Below are 22,593 nucleotides of genomic sequence, written 5' to 3'. Positions count from 1 at the left end.
ATCCTTTTATCATTCCAATTACTTTTCCTGAGTTATAGTTATCTTCATAAATATAATATCAGATATTCTTCTCTGCCAGTTACCTTCAACTAATTAATTTCTCTTTATTACCTAAAGTAATTTATAACCACTTCTGGCAGAATATCATGGCATTCTCGCAACACACCAAGCACTAGCGCATGTTTCATTCAATTTACCCCAAGTTAAACCTTTAATTCCTCTGGGGTTCCATCTCTATACGGTACCAGCGTCGTCCTATCTTGCGAATCAACCGCGCAATGATTATTACCAACAACAACCATGACCAAATCGCTGGTTGCCTTAATCGCGTGATCTATTTCCCCATTCACAAAATAACAAACTCCAGGCTCTATTTCATGCTTTTCACCGGCATAAATAACATAACCCGTTCCTGCAAGTACAAATAAGATATGATGCCCTAAGTGAGTATGATTTTGCATCCCTTCATTTTTACTGAAACGAATTAGATCAGCACCAAAACCATCAAACGAAACTAATCCCTCGCCCGTACCCATACTATTAACCATTTTGTGATTTCTCGCCATTGTATCTACAACGAGATGCTCACCGTTCCAGTGACAAAATCTATTTTTAATAAATTCCATATTACCTTCCTTTTATCTCTACAAATAAAATTTTATTTTAAAGTAACTATCATCTCTATTTATTAATTGAAATAACACTATCTATCAAATAAAATAATATTTCATAGTGACATTTCAATCACCACAAAAATATCGACAGAGAAATTAACTGGTTATTAACAATATATCAAATAGAAATATGTAATTCCATAGAAGTATTTTACAAAAACTCACACTGTGATAAAAGTCACTATAAAATTTTTATCTTAGAGATCATCGCAGCAGATAATTCCCCCATAAAATAATCTCAATCAAAAGTTAGATTAATTACATTATTAAGTTAGGACAACCATAACATTGATTAAATCAACCTTAATTCCACCTAAAAACAGCTATTATTTTTTTAGTTAAAAAATATATACAATTAATCCTGCTGCCACTCTCAGGAAAAAATTTATTGAAAAACAGTGCCTCAAATACTCTATTTAAGAAATATTCTTTAACTGCCCGAACATCGTTTCATTTAGATACTATTTTCTTAGCAAAACCAACTTTAGCCCCTCGTTCAATGCTAACAGGGACATAAGGCGAATTGTGCTAAATCCCACTAACGATTTGAATTCAACTCTCTTTTTCAGAAAACATTTATACGATAGATTTTACACTATCTTGCAGATAATCGATCAAACTCCGTACTTTCCCTGACATATATTTTCCCGCAGGGTAAACGATATAAAAGTTTGAGTTCTCGACTGAATGCCACTCATAATTGATGGAACTGACAGCAGATGCGTAGCCACTAATGAATTTGTACTATCCAGACGCAGCGTTGTAACAAGTACCTTGAAAACCATCATCTTTGCGAGCATGATCGCAATAACTTCAATCTATTAGCAAAACAACCCATGACAACCAGTAAAACACTGCAAGTTGCCATATCTAACCTTACCATCTGGCGTAAAGGTGATCAGCGCGCACCGCATAAGCCATTGTTGTTACTGTATGTATTGTCTGAATACAAAAAAGGTCATGGCCGATTCTTCGATTACGGTAATGAAATTCATCAACCGCTGCTTGATCTGCTGACTTGCTTTGGACCAAAGCGACGAGAGCATTACCCCACTATGCCATTCTGGCGTTTACAGGGTGATGGATTCTGGGAATTACAAAACACAGAATATTGCACGCCACAAAAAGGGACCTTGTAAATCATTCTGTGTAATTGCCCCCTATTAAAGGTGACCATCCAGACGATCACCGAACTCAATCATAAAACGGCTCATTACCAGCCGCCAGTTGTGGATCAGCATGCTCCATTTTTTCGTGGCATCCTGTATCGCCAGATAAATCACCTTACACACTGCTTCGTCTGTCGGGAACACCTTGCATGCCTCTCGATAGCAATCTCTTCGAAAGTATGGGCTTCACTCTGCTCAATCTTATCGTTTTTCTTTTTATCCCCCAGATCGACGCTGTTTGCCAAAAGTTTACGAGCTTTATCTCTCCTGCTGGCCTCATCCAACCTTTGAGAATTAATCATATGGAAAACAAACCTAGACGCCAGACTGGTTCCTGTCGTCTCTCCTGAACTGGCATATCGATAATATGACAGACCGATATGCCTGCCTGCGGGCATTACGCATGGATCTGTTCTATCAAAACGGAATCGCAAAATACTATCAACAGGATCACCACTACCACGCTCATGTTGCCTTTTGGCTGGATGGTAGTAAAACCCAGAACACTTATCCCTGGGCAGAAAAAGCCGGTTCACTCTGGAATGATATAACCCTCCAGGATAACTGACATCACCGGTGCGAATTTAAGACTCACTACCGCACCAATATCAATATCCCAGTACGCTATAACGGTTCCGGACAGTATCGCCAACATCCGGCAGGTGCTGGCTTATATGACCAAAACCCAACAAGAAAGACGGCCTGCTACTGTACGATTGCAATGAAGTCCCTGAGCGTCCGCCTGCGGGGCGTCCACGTATCGGTACTGATTGCTAATCCCATCGTTTTTTACTTCAGATTTCCATTGTATGACAACCACACAGCAATACCACTCTGAATCCATTTAAGCTTTTCATCCACATGACGTTTGTCTGTCCACAAGGGACAGCTTACGCCTGCCTGCAGGAGTCTGATTGTGTTTGCAAAATCCTTCATAGCCTTAGATGGTAACGATCGTTTAATCGGGGCCAAAACGGTACAGACAGCGCCTTATGACCGTTATACCTGCCACCTGTGCGGCAGCACACTGCGATACCACCCGGCGTACGACTCTGAACGCCCATGGTTCGAGCACACCCACGATACCCTGAAGGAGCGGCCAATAGCATTGCCCCTATGTGAATCCAGAAGCCGGAGAAGCGAGGCTGATTAGCCGCCTGCGCGATTTGTACCTGATGTTAGCCCGAGGGTGTGCAAAGCTGACTGGCACTGTACGGAATGTAGCACTGATTATTATGGGGAACATTATTGCTTGTCGTACGGTACCGGGCGTTTTAGTCGTGAAACAACTACTGGCGGAATCAGTAACATCCGGCGCAGACACATGTGCTTTATGAAATGTTATCTCGCCAGAAACCCGAGAGGGTATCTGGTCAACGCCCAACAGGCTGTCGGCGAAGTGGAAGGAAGAATATGGACCGGCATATCTTGTGGCTGCAGGCTGATACTGCATGCGGGTTTGCAGGGAACCCCACCTAGCTTGAACATGCCCTAGGTTTAGCCTCTAGGAAGCCCTGATGAGATGTGCAAATCTGGATCCTTAAGTCAGAGCGGATGTCCGGATCAACAAACTTGGAAACCCTACATTAACTTCCTATTGATAAGGCCTCCCCTATTTTTGATAGTTACGTGAAAAAAACTATAAAAAAATCATAAATTACGTAAAATATAACGTAATTCACCTTACACAATTTGATCAAAAAACGGACAAAATGATGACTAACATTGATGTAGATTACTGCTACTCATTCCCTGCGCTGCGAGGTATTCAGGCTGGTAAACCTTTTTACGTCGCCATGTGCCCAATGCGCGTCATCCCTAAAATTTTTAGCTTTGATGAAAATGAAGTTCCGCCTGAATTAAGAGCACAAAGAAGTTTGAACAAAGCACGCATTCCTGAAATGGCAAGATATCTAATTGAAAATCCGAAAGATTATATTTTTTCTGCGCTGACCGCATCGATTGCTATTGATGTAAGATTTGATGAGTTTTCTGATTCAAATAATCTTGGTACATTACGTGTTCCAATGGAAGCACAGATACTTATCAACGATGGTCAACACCGCCGCAAAGCTATTGAAGATGCTTTGGAACAAATGCCGGAATTGGGCCAAGATAATATTCCCGTCTTGTTTTTTGTCGACGAAGGGTTGAAGCGCAGCCAGCAAATGTTTGCAGACCTAAACAAGTATGCCATTCGTCCCAGTCCTTCACTATCGGCACTGTACGATCACCGTGATATCAGCTCAAATCTGGCTCGCTATCTGGCGATGTCCGTTGAGCCGTTTGCCGGGCTGACAGAACTGGAGAAGTCCAGTATCAGCAAACTATCCAATAAGTTATTTACATTAAGCAGCATTAAACAAGCGACCCGTGCTCTGTTGGGTAAAGATCCTAAAGAAGGGGATCTCGAAGAAAACACACACATTGCCACACTCTACTGGCAGGCTGTTTACCACGTTATGCCGGACTGGCAACTAGCGGCCAAAAAAGAAGTTTCCCCTGCACAGCTGCGTCAAGATCATGTACATGCTCATGGTATTGGCCTTCAGGCGCTAGGATTGCTGGGACGTAGTCTGCTGGCAGAACATCCCGAACACTGGCAGCAGAAAATAGCTGAACTTAAAGCCTTTGACTGGCGTAAAAGCAATCCCGAACTGAGTAAACGGGCGATGCAGCATGGAAAGCTGAGTAAAACCAGTGCAGCCATTCAGTTAACCTGTAATGCGCTTAAACATGCCCTCTCACTTCCTCTCACTCCTGAAGAACAGGAGCTAGAGGCTCAAATGGTTATCTCATGAGTAAACTGATTCAGGCCTATGATCTGGCCGAGTATGAAGATTTCATTAATCAAGAGCAATTTGTTGGACGCCCTCTGGCCGAATATGTTGCTGAAGTTCAAAGAATTTATTGCGCGGATAAACGCCCGTGGGTGATTGGTTATAGCGGCGGTAAAGACTCTTCAGCGGTTATTACGCTGGTGTACTTGGCCTTGCTGGGCCTGCCTCCTGAAATGCGCAACAAAGATGTTTTTGTGGTGTCATCCGATACGCTGGTAGAAACCCCTGTAGTGGTGGATTTGATCAAAAAGACTATGCTGCAAATCGAGGCCGGTGCAAAGCGTAACGGATTACCGATCACTCAACATTCGGTGACGCCAAAAATCCATGAAACCTTCTGGGTCAACCTGCTGGGTAAAGGTTATCCGGCCCCGACCCGTAGTTTTCGCTGGTGTACCGAGCGCATGAAAATCAACCCGGTCAGTGATTTTATTAAAGATAAAGTCAGCCAATTTGATGAAGTGATTGTTGTTCTGGGTTCACGCAGTAGCGAAAGCGCATCACGTGCGCAGGTTATCGCGAAACATAAGATTGACGGCACACGGCTTGCCCGACATACCACCTTACCTAATGCCTTTATCTACACCCCCATCGATACTTGGGATGTGGAAGACGTTTGGAAATTGTTGAGAGGCGCGTTTCGCTATTCTCCCGATGATATAAAAGAGTGGGAAAATCCATGGGGGGGAAATAACCGCCCATTATGGACGCTCTATATGGACTCATCTGCTCAGGGAGAGTGCCCACTAGTGATTGATGATAGTACCCCATCCTGCGGTAACTCTCGTTTTGGCTGCTGGACCTGTACCGTTGTCACCAAAGATAAAGCAATGGAAAGCCTGATTAAGAATGGTGAAGAGTGGATGTCCCCATTGCTGAAATATCGCGATCTACTGGCTTTTACGACCGATCCTGCGAATAAAGACAAGTACCGCAACTATAAGCGTCGTACCGGTAAGGTGAGTTATCAGTACGCCAAAGATGGTGAAGATCCTGGTGCAGAGCGTAAGCATGTTCCCGGTCCCTACTGGCTTAAATACCGTCAGCAGTGGATAAAAGAGTTGCTGAAAATTGAGCGCGATTTGAATGCTCAGGGCCACACCATTACGTTAATTACGCAACCGGAATTGCATGCAATCCGTCAGGAGTGGCTAAAAGATCCCAATGAGCCAGATTGGTACGACACTCTGCCCGGTATTTACCGCGAAGTGTATCAGCAGGATCTGGATTGGGTGGTCGACGATCAGTCACGCTTTGACGCCAGCGATGCTGATTTGCTGGTGCAAATAGCTCAGGGGTTTAATGTTGAGCCAGAGATGGTAATGAAACTGATTGAGCTGGAAGTTTCAATGGAAGGGTTAAGCCGCCGTCAGGGTATTTTTGACAAGCTCGGCGCCATTTTAAAACAAGACTGGGGCAGTCTTGAAGAGATCCAGCAGCAGCAGGCAATGTTACAAAAACGCAATGACCGGGATATTCATCAGGAAGAAGTTGCAAAGCTGGAAGCTGAGCTTCAGGTTTTACAGCGCAGAATTGTCGATGCCAGTGAATCATCTGTATTTGTAGGTGAGGGAAACTAACGTGTTAATTAAGCAACTAGTATTGCGTAATTTTCGGGTATTCAGCGGTACGCATGCTATTGATCTGGCCCCCAGAAAGCGCCCACATGACGTGAATCCCCGACCTATTGTGCTGTTTGGTGGTTTAAACGGCGCTGGAAAAACCTCGATTTTATCGGCAATTCGGCTGGCGTTGTATGGTCGTTTGGCGTTTGGCCTCGCAACTCAGCAACAGGAATATATCGAGCAGCTTAGCGCATTGATTCACAACGGCGCGTACTATATCGAACAACCGGAAGAAGCGGCAGTAGCGCTGACGTTCACCTACAATAAAGGCGGCCATGAGGCAGAATTTACCGTCACACGAACCTGGAAAAAAGGCAGGAAAGATCGTCTTTCTCTACAACAGGATGGGCAGCTTCTTGATGAGCTGGATTATGACCAATGTCAAGGGTTTCTTAATGAATTAATCCCGCATGGTATCGCCGATCTGTTCTTTTTTGACGGTGAGAAAATTGCGGAACTGGCGGAAGATGAATCCGGTAATATCCTGCGTACTGCCGTGCGCCGTCTGTTGGGTCTGGACCTGATATCCAAGCTACGTAATGACTTAATGATTTTTGTTAAGCGCCTGCAATCTAGTCAGTTAGCAAGCTCTCAGCAACAACAGCTTGCGGAGCTTGAGGCACAAAGTAAAAAATTAGCCTGTCAGACGGAAGAAATACTGGAAAAAGCCGATTTTGCCAAAACGCGAATTGAGTTTCTATCTAAAGACATTACCCGTTACGAAGGGTTATTGAATGCGCAGGGGGGTGCATTTGCCCAGACTAAAGCGCAAGAAAAACAGAAAGTTGAAACGCTGCTAAAAGATAAAGAACATTTGGAAAAAGCATTGCGGCAGGAATGTGATGGATCGCTACCCTATGCGCTCGCTCCCAATACCTTATCCCTTTTGCTACAACAAATTGCTGATGAAGCACAGATCAAGCAGGCAAAAAGCTTTGAGAAAGAACTGAGCCAGTTTTTAGCTCAACTCAGAAGCGATATTGCATTGCGCTCCAGCACCACCAGCAAAATTGCAACTGAAGCCATTACCGATAATTTGAAAGAGTATATGGCGGCCAAACCCAAAGGCGATTTGCTGTTTGATATCTCTGAACGAGAAGCAGGCATGCTCCAGCAATCAATTGATCGGGACAGCAAGAGAGCATGGCAGCGTTTCGATCTTTACCGTACACAGTTGGCTGAGATTGAACAACAGTTAGAACAAGCTGCCGCTAATATTGCCCGCGCTCCGGAAGACGATCAGCTAATGGATTTCTTTGAGAAATTACGCTACCTGGATCGGCAGCGCGAAGCTCAGCGGCAGAAATATCGTTCACTACTGGAAGAAGCTAAACGCAAAAAACAGCAGCAACTGGATTGCGTCCGCAAGGTCCAAAAAGCACATGATGCTGCCCGCTATCAGTATGGTTTTAGCAGTTCATTTAAAAACGCCCAAGAAACGATAAATTTACTCGATCGCTACAGCGACGTATTAACTCAGGCGCGAGTAAAAACGTTGTCTACAAACTTTGAACTGGCCTACCGTAAGCTGGCCCGTAAAGAGGATTTGCAACTTAATGCACATATCAACCCGGAAGCATTTGATGTAGAGTTGATTGATGAAAATGGCTCGATAATTAATCGTAAATTGCTTTCAGCTGGTGAAAAGCAGATTTATGCGATTGCGATCCTTGAAGCACTGGCAAAAACCTCTGGCCGTGATTTACCGGTGATTATTGATACGCCGTTAGGACGTCTGGATTCTCAGCATCGGGATAAGCTAATTAACCATTATTTTCCGGAGGCCAGCCATCAGGTTGTGCTGTTATCTACTGATACAGAAGTGGATGAACGTTATTTTGTCGATCAATTGCGTGATGATATTTCTCATGCTTATGAGATCGTTTTTAATACGCATACCAAATCATCCACACTGAAACCCGGCTATTTCTGGGAATTAACCAAGGAGACTATCTGATGCTCCCGAATCGAATGCAGCTCAGTCGTCAGACAGAAGAGCAGCTTAAGAGATTAAAAGGGTATACCGGGATCACTCCTAATGTCGCAGCCCGGCTGGCATTTTTCCGTTCAGTAGAAAGTGAGTTTCGTTATTCGCCTGAGCGGGATAGTAAAAAGCTAGATGGCACGCTTGTGTTGGATAAAATTACGTGGCTAGGGGAAACACTGCAAGTTACGGAGCTTGTCTTGAAGATGCTTTATCCGCAGATAGCGCAGAAGGACATGATTAAGGCGTGGGCAGCACATGTTGAGGATGGGATTGCTGCGTTGAGGAATTATCGTAGTCTTAGAGATTTTTTCATGGGAATATAAACAAAAATAAAAGGGATACGGAATATTAGTTTCCATATCCCTTACAAACTTGAAATTATTTCAATAACAGGTCCTTACTATCAAAAAATATTATTTCTTTATCAGTTGAATCCTTCTGAAATTGAAATAATTCCAGTCCCATTGTTGAGGCAAGAGTATTTATTTCTTTTTGGTTCATATCGGAACTGGATACAATGACTGAGAAAATGAACTTATTAACTAACTCAACGTTATTAATAAACCAAACAGGAAATATACTATTAAACAATACTTCCTCACTAACATTGACATATCTGGCTAAACTCATAAATCTATCATGGTGATCTAAAGGAATGCATTGTTCATAGTACTGAAATAAATCATCGGACTCGATACCCAGCTTTTGAGCTATATCAGTTATATTATCAGATAAGGCTCTCCATAATTCTTCTTCTGGGTTTAAACCATCAATTGATGGTAAGGATATAACTGGTATAACTTTACCAACAAGTTTACTTATTTTTGCACGCATATCGGCATCAAAAACAGCAAAAAAATTAAACCCTATGGTTTTATTAGGGTTGAAGTGTTTTACTACCTTTTCGATATCCGACTCACCATCTTTAAAGCTTACTATATGATAGTCATAGGCAATGTCAGAAGCAGCTCGGTTCAACATACCATTAAGAAATAAGTAAGAAAACTTGTCTTCAACAATAAAAACTCCTTTTTTTCTTGGTTTAATACCTAGTGCAGTGAAATACTTTCTTTCATGTTTAGGGGATACAACGTTAATCCCTGCGCTGCTAATATTAGAAATTAATCTGACATTATTAATACCAACTTTATTTAAAATCGACTCAGAGTGACTAGACAATAATATCCAAATACCTCTTTGTGATGATATATAAGCTAGATAGTCCATTAAATATTCCTGGCTATACACAGATATACAATTTTCTATTTCATCTATGAGTAAAACAGAATGAGCATCGATCCAATTTACGAACCAAAAAATATACATACATAAATATTCACCAGCCCCCATTTCAAGACAAGTATATTCCACTCCATTAGGCAGGGTGACTCTGATAAAGGGGAATGTATAATCATCTTCTAATGCACCTTCAACTTCATAAATCTCTATTTTTGAGTAAACCCTTCCTATGACATTTCCTATTACATTGATATTTTCTTTTTTTCCCAACAATCCGTTTGGTTCAAGCCCCTCAATAAAATCCTCAATATTCTCAGAACTATTCAAGAAATTTATAATTTTATTACATTCCACTGATGGCTCAAGGTAATTAACAGAAATATCTTCAATATTTTCAACCTCAGAGTTATCCTTTATTAAAGAAATGTTAATATCAGCTTCATCTAATCTCGTTCTATATAGATCATTTTTCTTAATATGAGAATAGATTGATTTTAGGATAGTACTCTTACCTATTCCATTTTTACCACAAATTACCGAAATGCCATTATTTAATTCTAAGCAAAATTTATCAGATATCCCTTTAGCATCACTGATTAAAACTTGACGAAGTTGGCAATTATAATTAGATAAATCTTGAGTTCTACGCCACCCATCACAAAATTTGGCTAGCCTCATTCGGTCACTCCTTCCAATCTTCCGCGAGATCTTCTATGATAAATTTTACATTAACATTCTTATCTTCCATAAGACATACAAATTCATTAAGAGAATTGTTATCTTTTCTTTGTAAACATGAAAGACCAATCCCCGCTCTGAGACAGGAGAAATTTTGTATAATATCTCTAATAATAATCGAACCAATAGACATAACTCGTGAAGAACTTCTTTCAATATAAATCATTAATAATTCACGAAGACATTTCTCATCAATATTAAAGAAAGATAAAATCTCGGATGGAATTTTCTCATTTGCTTTAACATGGGCCTTAGCTGATTCCAAATTAAAGAATGCGTTATATATCTGTTTATTTTCAAAATCTTCACCATAGATATTCATGCATGAAATTAGATATATCCAGTTCAAAGACGATGCTTTCGTAAGATTAGTGCTTATTTCCATGTTTTTTATATGGGAACTAAAAGCACCAAATATCTTTATCGTATCTTTAATAGCAATAGATATTTTACTATCGAAACTGGTATCATTACGATATCTATTGGTTAAATTTGCATCACTGAGTTGATAGCGAATACTTTTCTTCTCAAGAAGAAGGCAAACACGAGAAAGTAAATCATTGTAAGCCATCCTAGAGTTACTAAATCCAAGAATGCCTTTATCAACACCAAGTTCATCCATATAAGAAACAAAGGATGATATATCATCACGTACATCACCGAAGATAGCATTCCTAGCCTCAGATGAGGTCAGCTTTATTGTTTGGTTTAATCTATAGAAAAGCTCGCTAGGTTCACCTTGATTATATTCAGTTATCTCATAAATAGTAATACCAAAACGCTCAATCTTTCTTTGGATATCTGGATGTAAGTCTTTAAATTTTTTGCCATGTAGTTCGACAATGTCTTCATCCTTAGGTTCGATAAGACCATCAATTTGAAATTGATTATCCAAAAAATCCCGAATAGCAGTCAGTCTCTGCTGTCCATCTAAAACTTCAGCTTTTCCATTGCCAATAGATACAGTGTGTATTGGTGGGATGTACCATTCACGAAGAATGGAGTCGATTAATAATTTCTTTTTTTTCGTCGTCCAAACTTCACCACGTTGGAAGTCAGGTCTAAGATCTAGCTCCCCATCTTTAATATCCGCATAAACACTTTTTATTTTATTTGTAGTATCTTTTATGATCATGTCGTTTATCCTTTAATCAGTTCCCAAAACGCCCGATCCCGCATCTTCTTAACCCGTTTATCCCCATCAATATACAGGCTAAAATGCTTCTCCAGTTGCCGAATCTGCCCCATCAGGGATTCTTGCTCACCTTTATCATCGACGTTAAACACCGCCTTGATATCTGCATTCTTAATCTCTGACACACGATGGATCACCCAAGTCAAAATATAGGAGGCATAATTATTATCCCCTGTCTTGAAGTGAGTTATCTCCTGCGTTGACAGAATCACGCCAACACCATACTCGCGACCTTCTTTAAGGATCTTACGCAAGCTGGCAAAATCCTGACGCATAAAGTTATCAGCTTCATCCACCAGAATCATTTTAGTTAGCTGTCGATAATCCCCACACACTACCGGTTTACCCCTTTTTTGCATCTGCGCATAGAACAGATCCAGAGTCAGTGCGACCACCAGATTTTGTATTTCCGGCGGATAACCTGCTAACTCAATCACAGTTACACCGTCGATCAACTCGTACAGGCTGGTCATCTGTTCAGGGATAGTTTCAAATATTTTGTAACGCGCCAGTTTAGATAGCGCCGCGTACAGCGAATCTTCTTCGACTTTCTCTTGGTCGAGAAAACGCAGCCATACATCTTCAATCGTTGGTGCGATTCGTGACCATGTTGTCGGATCTTCCGGCGAAATCCCCGCCGAGTCATAACACTCTAAAATCAGGTTTTCTAATTTAAGCTGCTGTTTGTGGCCCAAACCATAGGCTTTCGCCATCGTTTCCGATAACCCGCCTGCGGTATGGATCGGCAACATCGGCGTATCGCCAAACAGGGAGAGTGGGTTATACGGCAGCTTAAATAACTTATATTTTTTAGCACCAGTTGCTTCCAGAAAAGCATCGTCCACATAGTCTGATTTGTAATCGAAGATCAGCAAACCAATTGGCTTACCATCAACGTTACAGGACTGATTGCTCATCAGTTGCGTGACCACCGATTTGGTAAACTGAGTTTTCCCGGTGCCCATCGTGCCAATAATACCGGTATTGGTGTTCATAAACTTCGCGGTATTGGTCGGTTCCCAATATAGCGGACGCTGACGCACAGCATCATGACCAAACAAAATTTGCAGTGGTGTATCACTTATGTCGGGAGATTGCGGCAGTGCAACGGGTTGTTGCAACTCCGGTTCAGAAATGGATTGCGTTTCGGGCAGAGAAACAACCTGTTCTACCGGCGCAGGTTGTAATGACTCTGCATCACAACCCGGCTTAAGCCGATATTTTTCCGGCACCCGATAACGTTCCGCGAGTGGCGGTTCATCCCCTTTCGTGGAGATCAGCGACGGCAGCAGCGAATAAGGAATTTCAATCTGTAAGATATTATCTGATGTCTCTTTATAAGAGAGATCAAAACAACTTTCACTGTCCACATGAGCTACAACAAAGCCATCAGCATAGCCTGCCAGGTTACCCAACTGGTAATCACCAGTTAGCCACCATTCACGCCGCTCCAGCAAGAGGGCCAGCTTGTCACTGTCCAGTACGCCGTACAGACGCAGTTTTTCTACCTGCATTAATACCTGACGAATAAAGAGCGCCCGGTACAGCTGTGATGCCAGCGTTTGCGGCTCCAAGATATCCTGCTGTAAATAGCGCTTCAGCTCTCGGGCCTGCTGTCCTGCATACCTGTAATCTGGCCGTGCCCCAGTCTTAACTTCCAATGGCAACAGATACAGGCGATTCTCTTTGAAGCCAACAAAGAGCACATCATCAGAGATCGCACCTTTATGATAGCCCTGTAAGTTACGGGATAAATCGCTCTCTTTCATTTTCAGCCCGACATTGCCGGACACACGGATCATTTCCGCCACCGATAACGGAATCCAACAAATATCGGATTGATGCAGCATGGATTGCACGAATTTATACGCGCCGATGATACCGTGTTTCTCTTTACGCTCCTTTTCACCCGAACACAGCATTTTCAGCAACCATTCGCCGTTAAAGGCATTAAATTCAGCAAGCAGGTGCTGGCTGTCAACGGCAGGTTGTCCGGTCTGACCTGACGTCTGAAGTAGGCGCAAGAACAGTTCGACCTGTTTTGTGACAGTAACGGCGTCATAGCCCACGCAACTGGTGTACTGGTCAGAGTAATGGATCAGCACCACGTCTTTCTGGCTGGTAAAGAAATCAAGAGTGACTTTGGGGTCGATAATGGTTGTCCAAAGTGAACTGTCATAAGAACGGTTAAGTAACTGCTTAAAGTTACCGCTTACTGCCAAGCCAATCCCCTGTCCATGATACTGGCTGTTGCTCTGACGCGCCGGTTGCCACAGGCAACCCAATAATCGGGCAAGTCGCAGGGCACAGTAGGGCTCAGTATCGACATCACGCAGGCCAAAAGCGGTAAAATAGGCATCACCCTGGGTTTCCGCACCTTCACCTGCAATAAGGCCATGACATAATACCCCGCTGGAAGCATCTTCGATGCGGATTTGGCGGCAATCCACTGGCGCGGTATTAGTAAAAAATGCCAGATGGGCGTAAGCCAGTTTGTCGCTTTCCGGCGGCAGAATAAATTTGCTGAACGTTAATCGACTTCGCAGCAGATCAATCAGCATCTCGGCCTCTGCACGCCATGCGCCGCTGTTCAGACCAAGATCGTTTTTAAGCCGTTCATAGCTACCACTTTCGGCAAAGTGATCAAAAGCATTAGGGAGCAGGCGTTCATCGTAGCAGTTCACATGCACCGAAATAGCACGCTCTTTTTCCTGCTTAAAATATTCCACTAATCCTAGGAACAGCTCTCTGGCGTTCCCTTGGTTAATGGCATTGATAATCAGCGCATTATTTCCGGCATTCTGGAACAGCCGGGCATAGGCGTCCGTGAATTCATTAAGTTTATCTTTTACTAGCCGTTTAACGTAGTCATGACTCATCTGACGCTGGGGAACAACGTCGATCCAGAAACGGTTTTCCGCTACCGGCTGTAGTTGCGCATATTCATGTTCGCTATGATAAACAAACGGCATTAAGCCGGAGACCACAAGACGATCGAGGGTAATTTGCGGTAATGAGGAAAATGAATGCTGCTCTGGCTCCGCGATAATCGTTTCCGTCAGCTGTAAATGGTAAGCCAGAACTAAGGGATGCAGCGGCGAGAGACGTTCATAATTATCGCCACGACAAATTCCCAGATGCAACAGACGCTTTTCCTGCACGGTCAGCGCCCTACTCAGACCGATTTGCTGTAGTGCCTGTTCAAACGTAGTGACGATGTGGCTGACCAGTGCACGGTATTCAGCTGACCACGATACAAGGCTCGGCAAGGCGCTACGGTGTTGATAGTAAGCAAGCAGTTGATGATACGCATTGTGGAGATCGGGATAGCTGGCACGAAGTTCATCCAGTGTAAACACACTATCGTCATTTCCTGTACCGAGATGGTTCCGTTCAATCAGTGAAGCTTCCAGCATCAGCAACTGTTGGCGCACCCCGACTACGCTATGTTCAGTATTATCCAGAATAACGCGCCCTTTCATCCGGTTATAAGCCGCATTACCTTCTTCTTTGAACAACTTACTGAAACGACTTTGGTCAAACAGCAAAGGTAGAATTAACCCTTCTTCCGCTCCCGGCCCTTCGATGTTGAGCGGCAGACGGGAATCGCCTGAAACCAGCGCAAATTGAATCAACTCGCTTTGGTTTGCCAGAGTCTCAAAATTCACCCATGCATAGTGTCGACAGTCAATATCATCACTGTCTTCATCCAGCGTACAAATCAGATCGCCTACTTCAGCAATACGCAACTCGTTGTCTTCCAGTTGCAGTGTCAGTTGCCCTTTACCCGGCTCAACACGGTAGCAATGTTGAATATCGTTCAGCCAGAATTGCCCCTGTTCGACCAGTAACAGACGAAATTTATACTCCTCCGCCGAATTATTACGATTGATCAGTTCAAGGCTAAAGAAGCAGGGATGTCCATCGAAAGGGACCGACGCCATAATGCGGGAAGTTTTTCCCCCGGCCCGGCTGGTGCGCCAGAAGTGTTTTTTCTGTAATCGCCGGTGATGGGCAATTTTTATCTGATTATCCTGAAGATCGTTGCCCTGAAAGCTGAGCTCCAACTCAACCTGCGATTGTCCTGGTTGTACCTGTACCAGTAAACTGATGTCACGTTTGCCCGCTTTACTGATACTTTTGGCTCTTTGCCAAACTTCACCATTCTCAACGCAGACGTTATCCAGCACCAGCTTTTGTTCGCTGTTCTGTTTTTTTTCATCCAGATAGTCAGCAAAATCAAGCTCACGCCAGTCATCTTTATCAACGAAATGCTCCTGAATGAATTTGGTACTGAATTCGGTCAGTACATTCTCCAGTTGCCCACTGTAACGCTCAATACTGTCTTCTATCTGGCGATATAATTTCCGGTTTTCATTCAACCGAGCGCGTAGCTGCTTATGGCTAAAATTTAGCAACTCACCATCGTTGAATAGCTTTAGCTCGGAGAAATCCAGGTTACCATCGTCCAGCAGGCGATATAACGATGAAAAACCAAATACGGTTGCACCTTCCTCCAGTACCGTTGTCAGTTGATCGTCCAGCAAACAGCGGGACAGCTCTGAACGGTTGCTGTCCGTGGTGATTAATTTCTCCAACTGGTGGCGGAAGGTTTCGGGATACCAGATAGCATCCGGTGCGGCCACGTCTTTAGTGCTGTTGATCAGGGTATCCAGCATGCTGTTATGAATAATCAGCAAAGCCGTTTGGGCAAAAACCCCGCTGCGACCAGCCACTTTATCGCGCAGATGGGAAATATAGTTTTCCGTAAACGCAGGAGCGGCGGTACCGTGCAGAACCAGAATAAGCTGAATGCCATTACACGAGATACAGGCGAGATGCTGTGCCGGTGCAATCTCCAGTTGATTTCCATCTGCCAGGGTGACAAAAGCCTGCCAGAGCTTTAAGGCATTATCGGGGTCGGGAGATTTAAACTGATAGCGCTCACCTGGCTGGATGGTAACGCTAACCCATTTAATAAAAGTTTCCGCCAGATAGGTTTCATACTGTTTTACGGACATACACGGCGTCTCCACTGTCACTCATTCGCTCCACGTTTCCCATGCGTTCATAAAATGCAACCAGCATTTGCGCGGACTGGTTATCCAGATAAAATCCGCGTTGCTCAAAACCACGCAGCAGTTCATACAGTCGGAGTTTGTCATTTTTGCCAACGGTGAGGTTGGTCAGCAGCAGTAGGCGATCCTGGTTCAGTACCAGCACTTTCCCAGCCCGGCCACGCACCTGGATGAAGTCAGTACAAATCTGGTTTTCCAGTTCGTTGACGTATTTCCGATTCACCTTTGCCCGCTCAGATTTTTTACCCTGAAACTGTTCAACGGCAACGGATAATAGCTGTTTGAAGGCACTTTCCAGATTTGCAGCTCGTTCACGAGGCGGGAGCTCGCGATCCTTAATAAAATCCTGCAAATAGTCATTAAGGGCATTTAATACCTGAGAAGGAGAATCTGAATAATTCAGGGCATCCTGATAGACCCACCATAACGGACGCTTTCTCTCCCCTTTCCCCCACTGCAAAACCTCCAGAGCAGAGAGCATCGGGAAAAGTTTTTCACTTTGGCTGGCGAACAGTTTATAGCCATAACGTTTCACTTTTTCCCGTTCAGAGCTGGCTTTTTCGGTATCAAGAATAAAAAATAACGACTTGCTTTGCGGCTCACCGTCTTGCCAGTTATCCAGATTGAGCGCCACTTGGGCACACCAGCTAAAGGCGTACAAACGCAGGGTATTGGTCAATTCCTGTAAAAGATACTGTGGGTGCTCTGCCAAAAACGCCAAATCGGACTGAAAGCACGTTACCATATAAGGCAGATAAGGTTGCTCTGCAGCAAATGGGCCTCTGCCCAAAAATGGCATAACTTTTTCATCAAGCTTTTTCAATAGTTGCTGCTCGATGAAATTCAGCTTGCCCGGTATCGGGTAGCTAAGGCTGAAATCTCCCATCAAATTGGCAAACAACGTTCCAAGGCGTTTATCCGCCATGGAACCTGCACTTATTTTTTCAGCGTCAAACTGGGCGTGAAACAGCAAAAACAGCGGTGAGACGCGAAAGATATCCTGGCTGGAAAAATACATCCGTTCCAGCACAGACCAGAAGGCTGGCTCATCAATCAGTGCTTGCAGGTGCGCTTTACAATCATCGCGAAACTTATCGGGATCGTAAGCTTCGATTTTACGTTTAAGGGCATAGCTAAGTACCAAGCCAGTCACGAATTGCCAGTCAATATTATTGTTTTTATTGCGTACAGGCAGGTAGCTATCAAGTTGATTGTTACCCACTTTTAACGTTGTTGAGATGGGATACATTCTGCTATCCCTCCATACCGCTAATGGTGATCATATCGTCATCCGCCCTTGCGCTATAAACCCGCTGCCCGCTATCATAAAATTTTATTTCACTGCTGGATTTGGCCTGTTCCGCGATCAACTCGACAATTTCATCCAGTAACACAATGGCATTTTTGTCGTATTTATTCGGGCGATAGCCGTTATTTAGTTTGTTCAAGAGCTCAAACAGATTAAGTCCGATACGGATGGGCAGCAGTGAGTTTTGCCCCACTTTTAAATGAGCATCGAAACAGGTTGGGTGAGCCGTGTTTTTCTTGAAAATTGCGTCCCAGTCTGGTTTCAGCGCCACCGGAGCTGTGATTTTAACCCCACCAAATTCGCCTAAAAAGAACTCTTCCTTTTGCATGCTTAATTCTGGCGCTTTGCGGTTCGCATAGCGCTGAATGCCAGCGATAAGCTCGGAAGTGTAAAATCGATGCAAAGCTTTTTTCTGTTCTGATTCTGCTGTGTAGTTTTTATGTAAATGCCAGATGTGTGAGTAACGTTCAAACAGTGATTCATTAAAAAACACCAAAAAATCCCGGTGATAATCATTCCCCAGAGGCTCATGTTGTAATAACCAGAAAAGTCGAATCAATGAAGCAGCATCCCCCGGCTTAACATTCTGGCGATCAAATTTAATGTGTAATTGCTCAAGCGTTGCTAAAAAATCATCCAGTTTAGGATCTATTAGCCCAAGCTCATATCGCAAAATGAACTGATCGAGTTCATAGGTATGCAATCTGGCAGGATCAAAATCAGAGACCTTTTTAATCAAATCATTCTCTGCGCCGGTGAAGAGGTTATCAAATAAGTAGCCCGGCCCCATCAGCAGATGATGCAAAAAATCCAGTAATGTTCTCGTGGTAACAAATTGGTCTTTAATTAGCCTGGCTTTAAATAATTGCGTAATTAATACATTCTGAACTCCGGGCATACGGAGTAGTTTAAAGTTAGCAAGTGTCTTTAAATCATGCCCTGTTGCCTCATCACGTCGAAAAATAGTGTAAAACAGATTGTTATCATCATCGCAAGTTAAATTATCTAATAATGCTTTAATAAAGGGGGAATATTGTTTATCTTCATCAAACTGGAACTTCGGATAGTCTTCAAAATCAAAAAAATAACAATTTTCATTGCGGTAAGGGCCACGCTCTTCTCGCTGTTTCGACAGAAATAAATCAATAGCAGCTCGGATTGCCTTGTGGCACTTAGCCCCTTCTCTGGCAAAATTAGCAAGCATCCCCGTGTTGATGCCGATGAGTAACGGGCGTGATTGCGGGTGATGATTACAAAATAAATCATTCAATGCATCAATGGCTGACTGTCGGGGAGCAAAGCTATGCGTGGCGTCCAGATGAAAGCTAAATCGCTGCTGATAACGCAGCACTGACTGGCAGCGGGTCAAAATTTCGGACTTACCATCCCCGCTGCTGCCACATAAAAAAATGATCTCGCCAGACTTTGCAATATCCAGGCAACGTTGTAAATCGGTTTCAATCTCTTGTTTAACAAAGAGTTGCTCTTTTAACTCATCGAACACGTCCCTTGGTCGATCAGTCTCCGTCGTTACGGAAAATGAAGAGGACTTAGCAAGTACACCCAACGCTTTACGTAATGTGATTGCGCTCATAACCGTATGGTCTCGAAGGAAAAATAATAACCATTTTATATAAATGAGTACATTATCTCTACCTAACTTTGTAATGTCTGAGTTGATGTCGCATCTCCCATTTTGATGGGAAGCCAGGAATTCACTCCTGACCTATTATTAGAAATTTATTTTCGCGAAATCAAACAGACTCACCACCTTCTCCCTATTCGCATCTAAGAAATCAGCCCACCACTGCAACATCAACCTCCGCTCATCCAGATGCTCTGCCTTATGAATGTAAGCCGCCCGCACGGAGTTACGTTCCATATATATGGCTCATCTGCCGCTCTATCGTATCCCTCAACCACAACCCCGATTCGATCAACGAGCTACAAGCCATCGTCCTGAAACCATGCCCGCAAATCTCAACTTTCGTGTCATAGCCCATCACCCACAGCGCCTTATTCGCAGTGTTTTCACTCATCGGCTTACGAGAATAATGATCGCCAATAAAAATCAGCTCACGATCGCCACTGAACTTATGAATCTGCTTAAGGATTGCTAATGCCGACGGGACAACGGCACCAGATGAAGAGTACGCATTTTCGATCCACGGTGAAAATGCTTAATGCCTTCTAACGGTTCACGTTCAGATGGAATGATCCACATTGCCGTTTCAAAATCGATCTCCGACCAGCGAGCAAATCGTAGCTCACTGGAGCGGATGAAGATCAACAATGTAAGCTCAACAGCTAACCGGATCAAAGGTCGCCCCGAATAGCCATCAATGCGATGAAGTAATCCAGAGATTCGCTTTAGCTCAAGCGCCGGACGATGGACATGATTACTTGAAGCTACTGCTCCTACCATTTCTTGTACAGGGTTATAGTCAATTAAGTCACTCTGCACCGCATAACTCATAATAGCGGTTGTGCGCTGCTGAAAACGTGAAGCCACTTCGAAGCGGCCCGTAGCCTCGACCACTTTGATTGGAGCGAGAAGATCGCGAGTTTTCAACTCTTCAATACTGCGCTTTCCAATTGCCTGAAAGAAATTATCCTCCAGACTCTTAAGCACACGCCGACTATGCTCTTCCGACCATTTCTTGTTGGCGGCGTGCCAATCTCTGGCAACAGATTCAAAGGTGATGACCTCTTTAGCCTGTTCCTCTTTCACGGCATGCTTATGCTCACGAGGATCGATACCCGCTGCAACAAGCTTCCTTGCGGCTTCTCGTTTTTGTCTGGCATCTGCCAACGATGTTTCAGGATAAATACCGAATGCCATCAGGTGTTGCCTACCGCCAAAACGGAAGCGAAAGCGCTAGTATTTGGAGCCATTAGGGTGTATCAGCAAAAACATGCCATCACCATCGACGAACGAGTATTCCTTTGCTTAGGTTTTGCAGAACGCACCTTGATATCAGTCAAGGCCATGATGGTAATCCTTCCATATGCTGCCGTGAGTATACAAGCGTTATCGAACCAGCATATATACTCGCTTCTATACTCACATGCATGTTGATGTGGGGTAACTCAGATTGATGTAAATTGAATGAAAACCGGGGAGAAACCTTACGGGGACTGGGTTTTAGGCATAAAAAAACGTCAGTAAACGTCGATTTCGTACTAGATGGTGCGCAGGCCGGACTCGCACATAATGATTAATCCTTTGATTTAAAAACAATAAAAAATAACTTTTAGATAATATACCAACACATTAAATCGTTGATTTTGGGACTCGAATCGGGGCAAGAATTACCTGGGAAGATACTAATAATCGAGCACAACTCTGTCGCTATGCATCAACTACATTTAATGCCGTTCGGCGAAAACAGGCATAGGCCTCTTCCCAGGAAACGTGGCTTTCGCCGAATACCATTGGTGTGACAAACTGCAGATAGCGTTCCTTATAAACAGGATTGCTCACGAGTTCTTCCAGCCCCCTTTTCAGTTCTTCAACAGGTGATTCGCAGAACTCAGGGTACTGGGCACCATAACGTTCAATATCCTGTTCAATGCATTCCTGCACGAAGTGCTTCAAAACAGGAACATCAGCACCTTTCTCTCTAACAATACAAAAATTGTCGTAGATATGACGCACCAATGATTCATCCACTGCTCGTTCCACATCACGCATACTTGCAGCCGTTCTGCGCATCATCGAGATCAGCTTTTCAGCCTGCGTGCTGGCGATAGTTGCACAGGGAAAAGCCCTTACTACTTCGCCTTTCTTTGTTAGATCCATTACCAATGAGCTAATAGCGCGGTTTTCCGCAGCCTCAAGCAAATCCGTTTCCATTAGTTCCAGTTTGATAAATGGCCTTAAGCAGGGAGCTTGTGCATATTCCTGCGGGTAACGCACCGGAATTTCATTATAGCGATATTCATCACGAGTAACCTTTGGGTACTCTTCATCCATGCGAAACGTATCTGAGGCGGCAATCGTTTCGATAATGATCTGAATAACACCTTTACGGATTTTTTTACGCTGCCCCCTGGAATATTGCTGGAAAAAACCGGCGACAGGGACAAGCTTAATGTCCACGTCCTCCGACATCCTGTTCAAAGATATCCCCGCTTTTGACAATGCAGTTCCACCGGCAAAAACCAGTTGATGCGTATCAAAAGACAGAGGCTGGAGCAATCGCAATAACTCAACGATGTAATAATCTTTCTCTACAATTGCAACTGATTCAATGCCCAGAGCATCGGCAACGTCTGGGAATAGCTTTGTTAAATCATCCATTTAATTTGCTGTTCCCTACTGACAACGTTCTCTTAAAACGTGGTGAGGTTTTGATTTCCAGTGACGCGGGGATTTGAGTGGATTTACCGCTATTATAAGCGCTTGTTGCTCCTACCAGGCGGTAATCCACTTTCAAGCGGTCCAACGCTTCAATCACTACCGCAGCAGAACCTCCGGGAGCAGCAGGCATCAACTTACCGGTAATCGCATTTTTCCGCGCTTTGGTGTAGACGCCATAACCTACTTTCAGCAGTTGCCCTTCCTTCACCAGTTCACGCAGTGCTCTGCCAATTTGATCGTAGCCAGCAAGATCTTTGAAATCGTCACGAGTGAAAACATAACGCTTTGAGCGTTTCAGTCGTGACTGAATACGAGCTTTTGTGGTCATGCTATCCTCCTTTGGTCATTTCTTCATCATAGCAAACATACGACATTT

At 43.7% G+C, this 22,593-nt stretch carries 14 protein-coding genes and 5 pseudogenes; 8 read left to right on the top strand and 11 right to left on the bottom strand.

Annotated elements, in window-relative coordinates:
* Positions 1-203: 203 nt before the first annotated feature.
* A complete protein-coding gene (locus C5470_RS00815; protein ID WP_021324965.1) occupies positions 204-626 on the bottom strand; it encodes a cupin domain-containing protein in 423 nt (140 codons plus the stop codon).
* 884 nt (positions 627-1,510) lie between these two features.
* Here C5470_RS00815 and C5470_RS00810 point away from each other — a divergent pair.
* Positions 1,511-1,807: pseudogene (locus C5470_RS00810) on the top strand (phosphorothioated DNA-binding restriction endonuclease family protein); the annotation flags it as partial.
* Between the two features lie 30 nt (positions 1,808-1,837).
* Here the strand turns inward: C5470_RS00810 and C5470_RS00805 are convergent.
* Together C5470_RS00805 and C5470_RS22595 are read right to left on the bottom strand one after the other, a co-directional pair.
* On the bottom strand, positions 1,838-1,987 hold the full coding sequence (locus C5470_RS00805) for a transposase (protein WP_036843963.1): 150 nt from the start codon (positions 1,985-1,987) through the stop codon (positions 1,838-1,840).
* 2 nt (positions 1,988-1,989) lie between these two features.
* A pseudogene (locus tag C5470_RS22595) lies at positions 1,990-2,124 on the bottom strand (integrase); the annotation flags it as partial.
* Positions 2,125-2,177: 53 nt separating this feature from the next.
* Here C5470_RS22595 and C5470_RS00800 point away from each other — a divergent pair.
* The 7 genes and pseudogenes from C5470_RS00800 to dndE all read left to right on the top strand — a co-directional run bounded on the left by C5470_RS00800 (position 2,178) and on the right by dndE (position 8,618).
* Positions 2,178-2,620, top strand: a pseudogene (locus C5470_RS00800) (hypothetical protein).
* Positions 2,621-2,759: 139 nt separating this feature from the next.
* Positions 2,760-3,128: pseudogene (locus tag C5470_RS22405) on the top strand (DUF7828 domain-containing protein); the annotation flags it as partial.
* A 39-nt stretch (positions 3,129-3,167) separates the two neighbouring features.
* A complete protein-coding gene (locus C5470_RS23510) occupies positions 3,168-3,338 on the top strand; it encodes a DUF7828 domain-containing protein (RefSeq protein WP_207626847.1) in 171 nt (56 codons plus the stop codon).
* 220 nt (positions 3,339-3,558) lie between these two features.
* On the top strand, positions 3,559-4,644 hold the full coding sequence (gene dndB, locus C5470_RS00780; RefSeq protein WP_036843964.1) for a DNA sulfur modification protein DndB: 1,086 nt from the start codon (positions 3,559-3,561) through the stop codon (positions 4,642-4,644).
* Complete coding sequence (gene dndC / locus C5470_RS00775; RefSeq protein ID WP_166285166.1) at positions 4,641-6,263, top strand: DNA phosphorothioation system sulfurtransferase DndC; 1,623 nt, start codon at positions 4,641-4,643, stop codon at positions 6,261-6,263. Before dndB ends, dndC begins: the two co-directional genes overlap by 4 nt.
* Before the next feature lies 1 nt (position 6,264).
* The gene (dndD, locus tag C5470_RS00770) at positions 6,265-8,265 is read left to right on the top strand and encodes a DNA sulfur modification protein DndD (protein ID WP_036843967.1); all 2,001 of its coding nucleotides are present in this window, start codon (positions 6,265-6,267) and stop codon (positions 8,263-8,265) included.
* Positions 8,265-8,618 carry a DNA sulfur modification protein DndE gene (gene dndE / locus C5470_RS00765; protein WP_036843970.1) on the top strand — a complete coding sequence of 118 codons (354 nt, stop codon included), beginning with the start codon at positions 8,265-8,267 and terminating at the stop codon, positions 8,616-8,618. Before dndD ends, dndE begins: the two co-directional genes overlap by 1 nt.
* A 55-nt stretch (positions 8,619-8,673) precedes the next feature.
* On the opposite strand, the gene C5470_RS00760 is transcribed toward dndE, so the two are convergent.
* From C5470_RS00760 to C5470_RS00725, 8 genes and pseudogenes are all read right to left on the bottom strand, one after another.
* Positions 8,674-10,212 (bottom strand): ATP-dependent nuclease, encoded by a 1,539-nt coding sequence (locus C5470_RS00760; RefSeq protein WP_036843972.1) that lies wholly within the window; start codon positions 10,210-10,212, stop codon positions 8,674-8,676.
* A gap of 4 nt (positions 10,213-10,216) precedes the next feature.
* The gene (locus C5470_RS00755; protein WP_036843974.1) at positions 10,217-11,407 is read right to left on the bottom strand and encodes a DUF262 domain-containing protein; all 1,191 of its coding nucleotides are present in this window, start codon (positions 11,405-11,407) and stop codon (positions 10,217-10,219) included.
* A gap of 5 nt (positions 11,408-11,412) precedes the next feature.
* Entirely contained in the window at positions 11,413-16,488 is a 5,076-nt protein-coding gene (dptH, locus tag C5470_RS00750) for a DNA phosphorothioation-dependent restriction protein DptH (protein ID WP_166285164.1), read from the bottom strand.
* A complete protein-coding gene (gene dptG / locus C5470_RS00745) occupies positions 16,469-17,794 on the bottom strand; it encodes a DNA phosphorothioation-dependent restriction protein DptG (RefSeq protein WP_166285162.1) in 1,326 nt (441 codons plus the stop codon). The genes dptH and dptG overlap by 20 nt, the downstream gene beginning before the upstream one ends.
* Positions 17,795-17,798: 4 nt before the next feature.
* Positions 17,799-19,448 carry a DNA phosphorothioation-dependent restriction protein DptF gene (gene dptF / locus C5470_RS00740; protein ID WP_166285160.1) on the bottom strand — a complete coding sequence of 550 codons (1,650 nt, stop codon included), beginning with the start codon at positions 19,446-19,448 and terminating at the stop codon, positions 17,799-17,801.
* A gap of 138 nt (positions 19,449-19,586) precedes the next feature.
* A pseudogene (locus C5470_RS00735) lies at positions 19,587-20,845 on the bottom strand (tyrosine-type recombinase/integrase).
* A gap of 361 nt (positions 20,846-21,206) precedes the next feature.
* On the bottom strand, positions 21,207-22,157 hold the full coding sequence (locus tag C5470_RS00730) for a nucleotidyl transferase AbiEii/AbiGii toxin family protein (protein ID WP_036843981.1): 951 nt from the start codon (positions 22,155-22,157) through the stop codon (positions 21,207-21,209).
* Entirely contained in the window at positions 22,150-22,545 is a 396-nt protein-coding gene (locus tag C5470_RS00725; RefSeq protein ID WP_036843982.1) for a DUF6088 family protein, read from the bottom strand. Before C5470_RS00725 ends, C5470_RS00730 begins: the two co-directional genes overlap by 8 nt.
* Positions 22,546-22,593 lie beyond the last annotated feature (48 nt).

Origin of the sequence: Photorhabdus stackebrandtii, from assembly GCF_011189495.1 — a bacterium.
Lineage (GTDB): Bacteria > Pseudomonadota > Gammaproteobacteria > Enterobacterales > Enterobacteriaceae > Photorhabdus > Photorhabdus khanii.
This window is presented reverse-complemented; position numbering and strand designations above follow the sequence as displayed.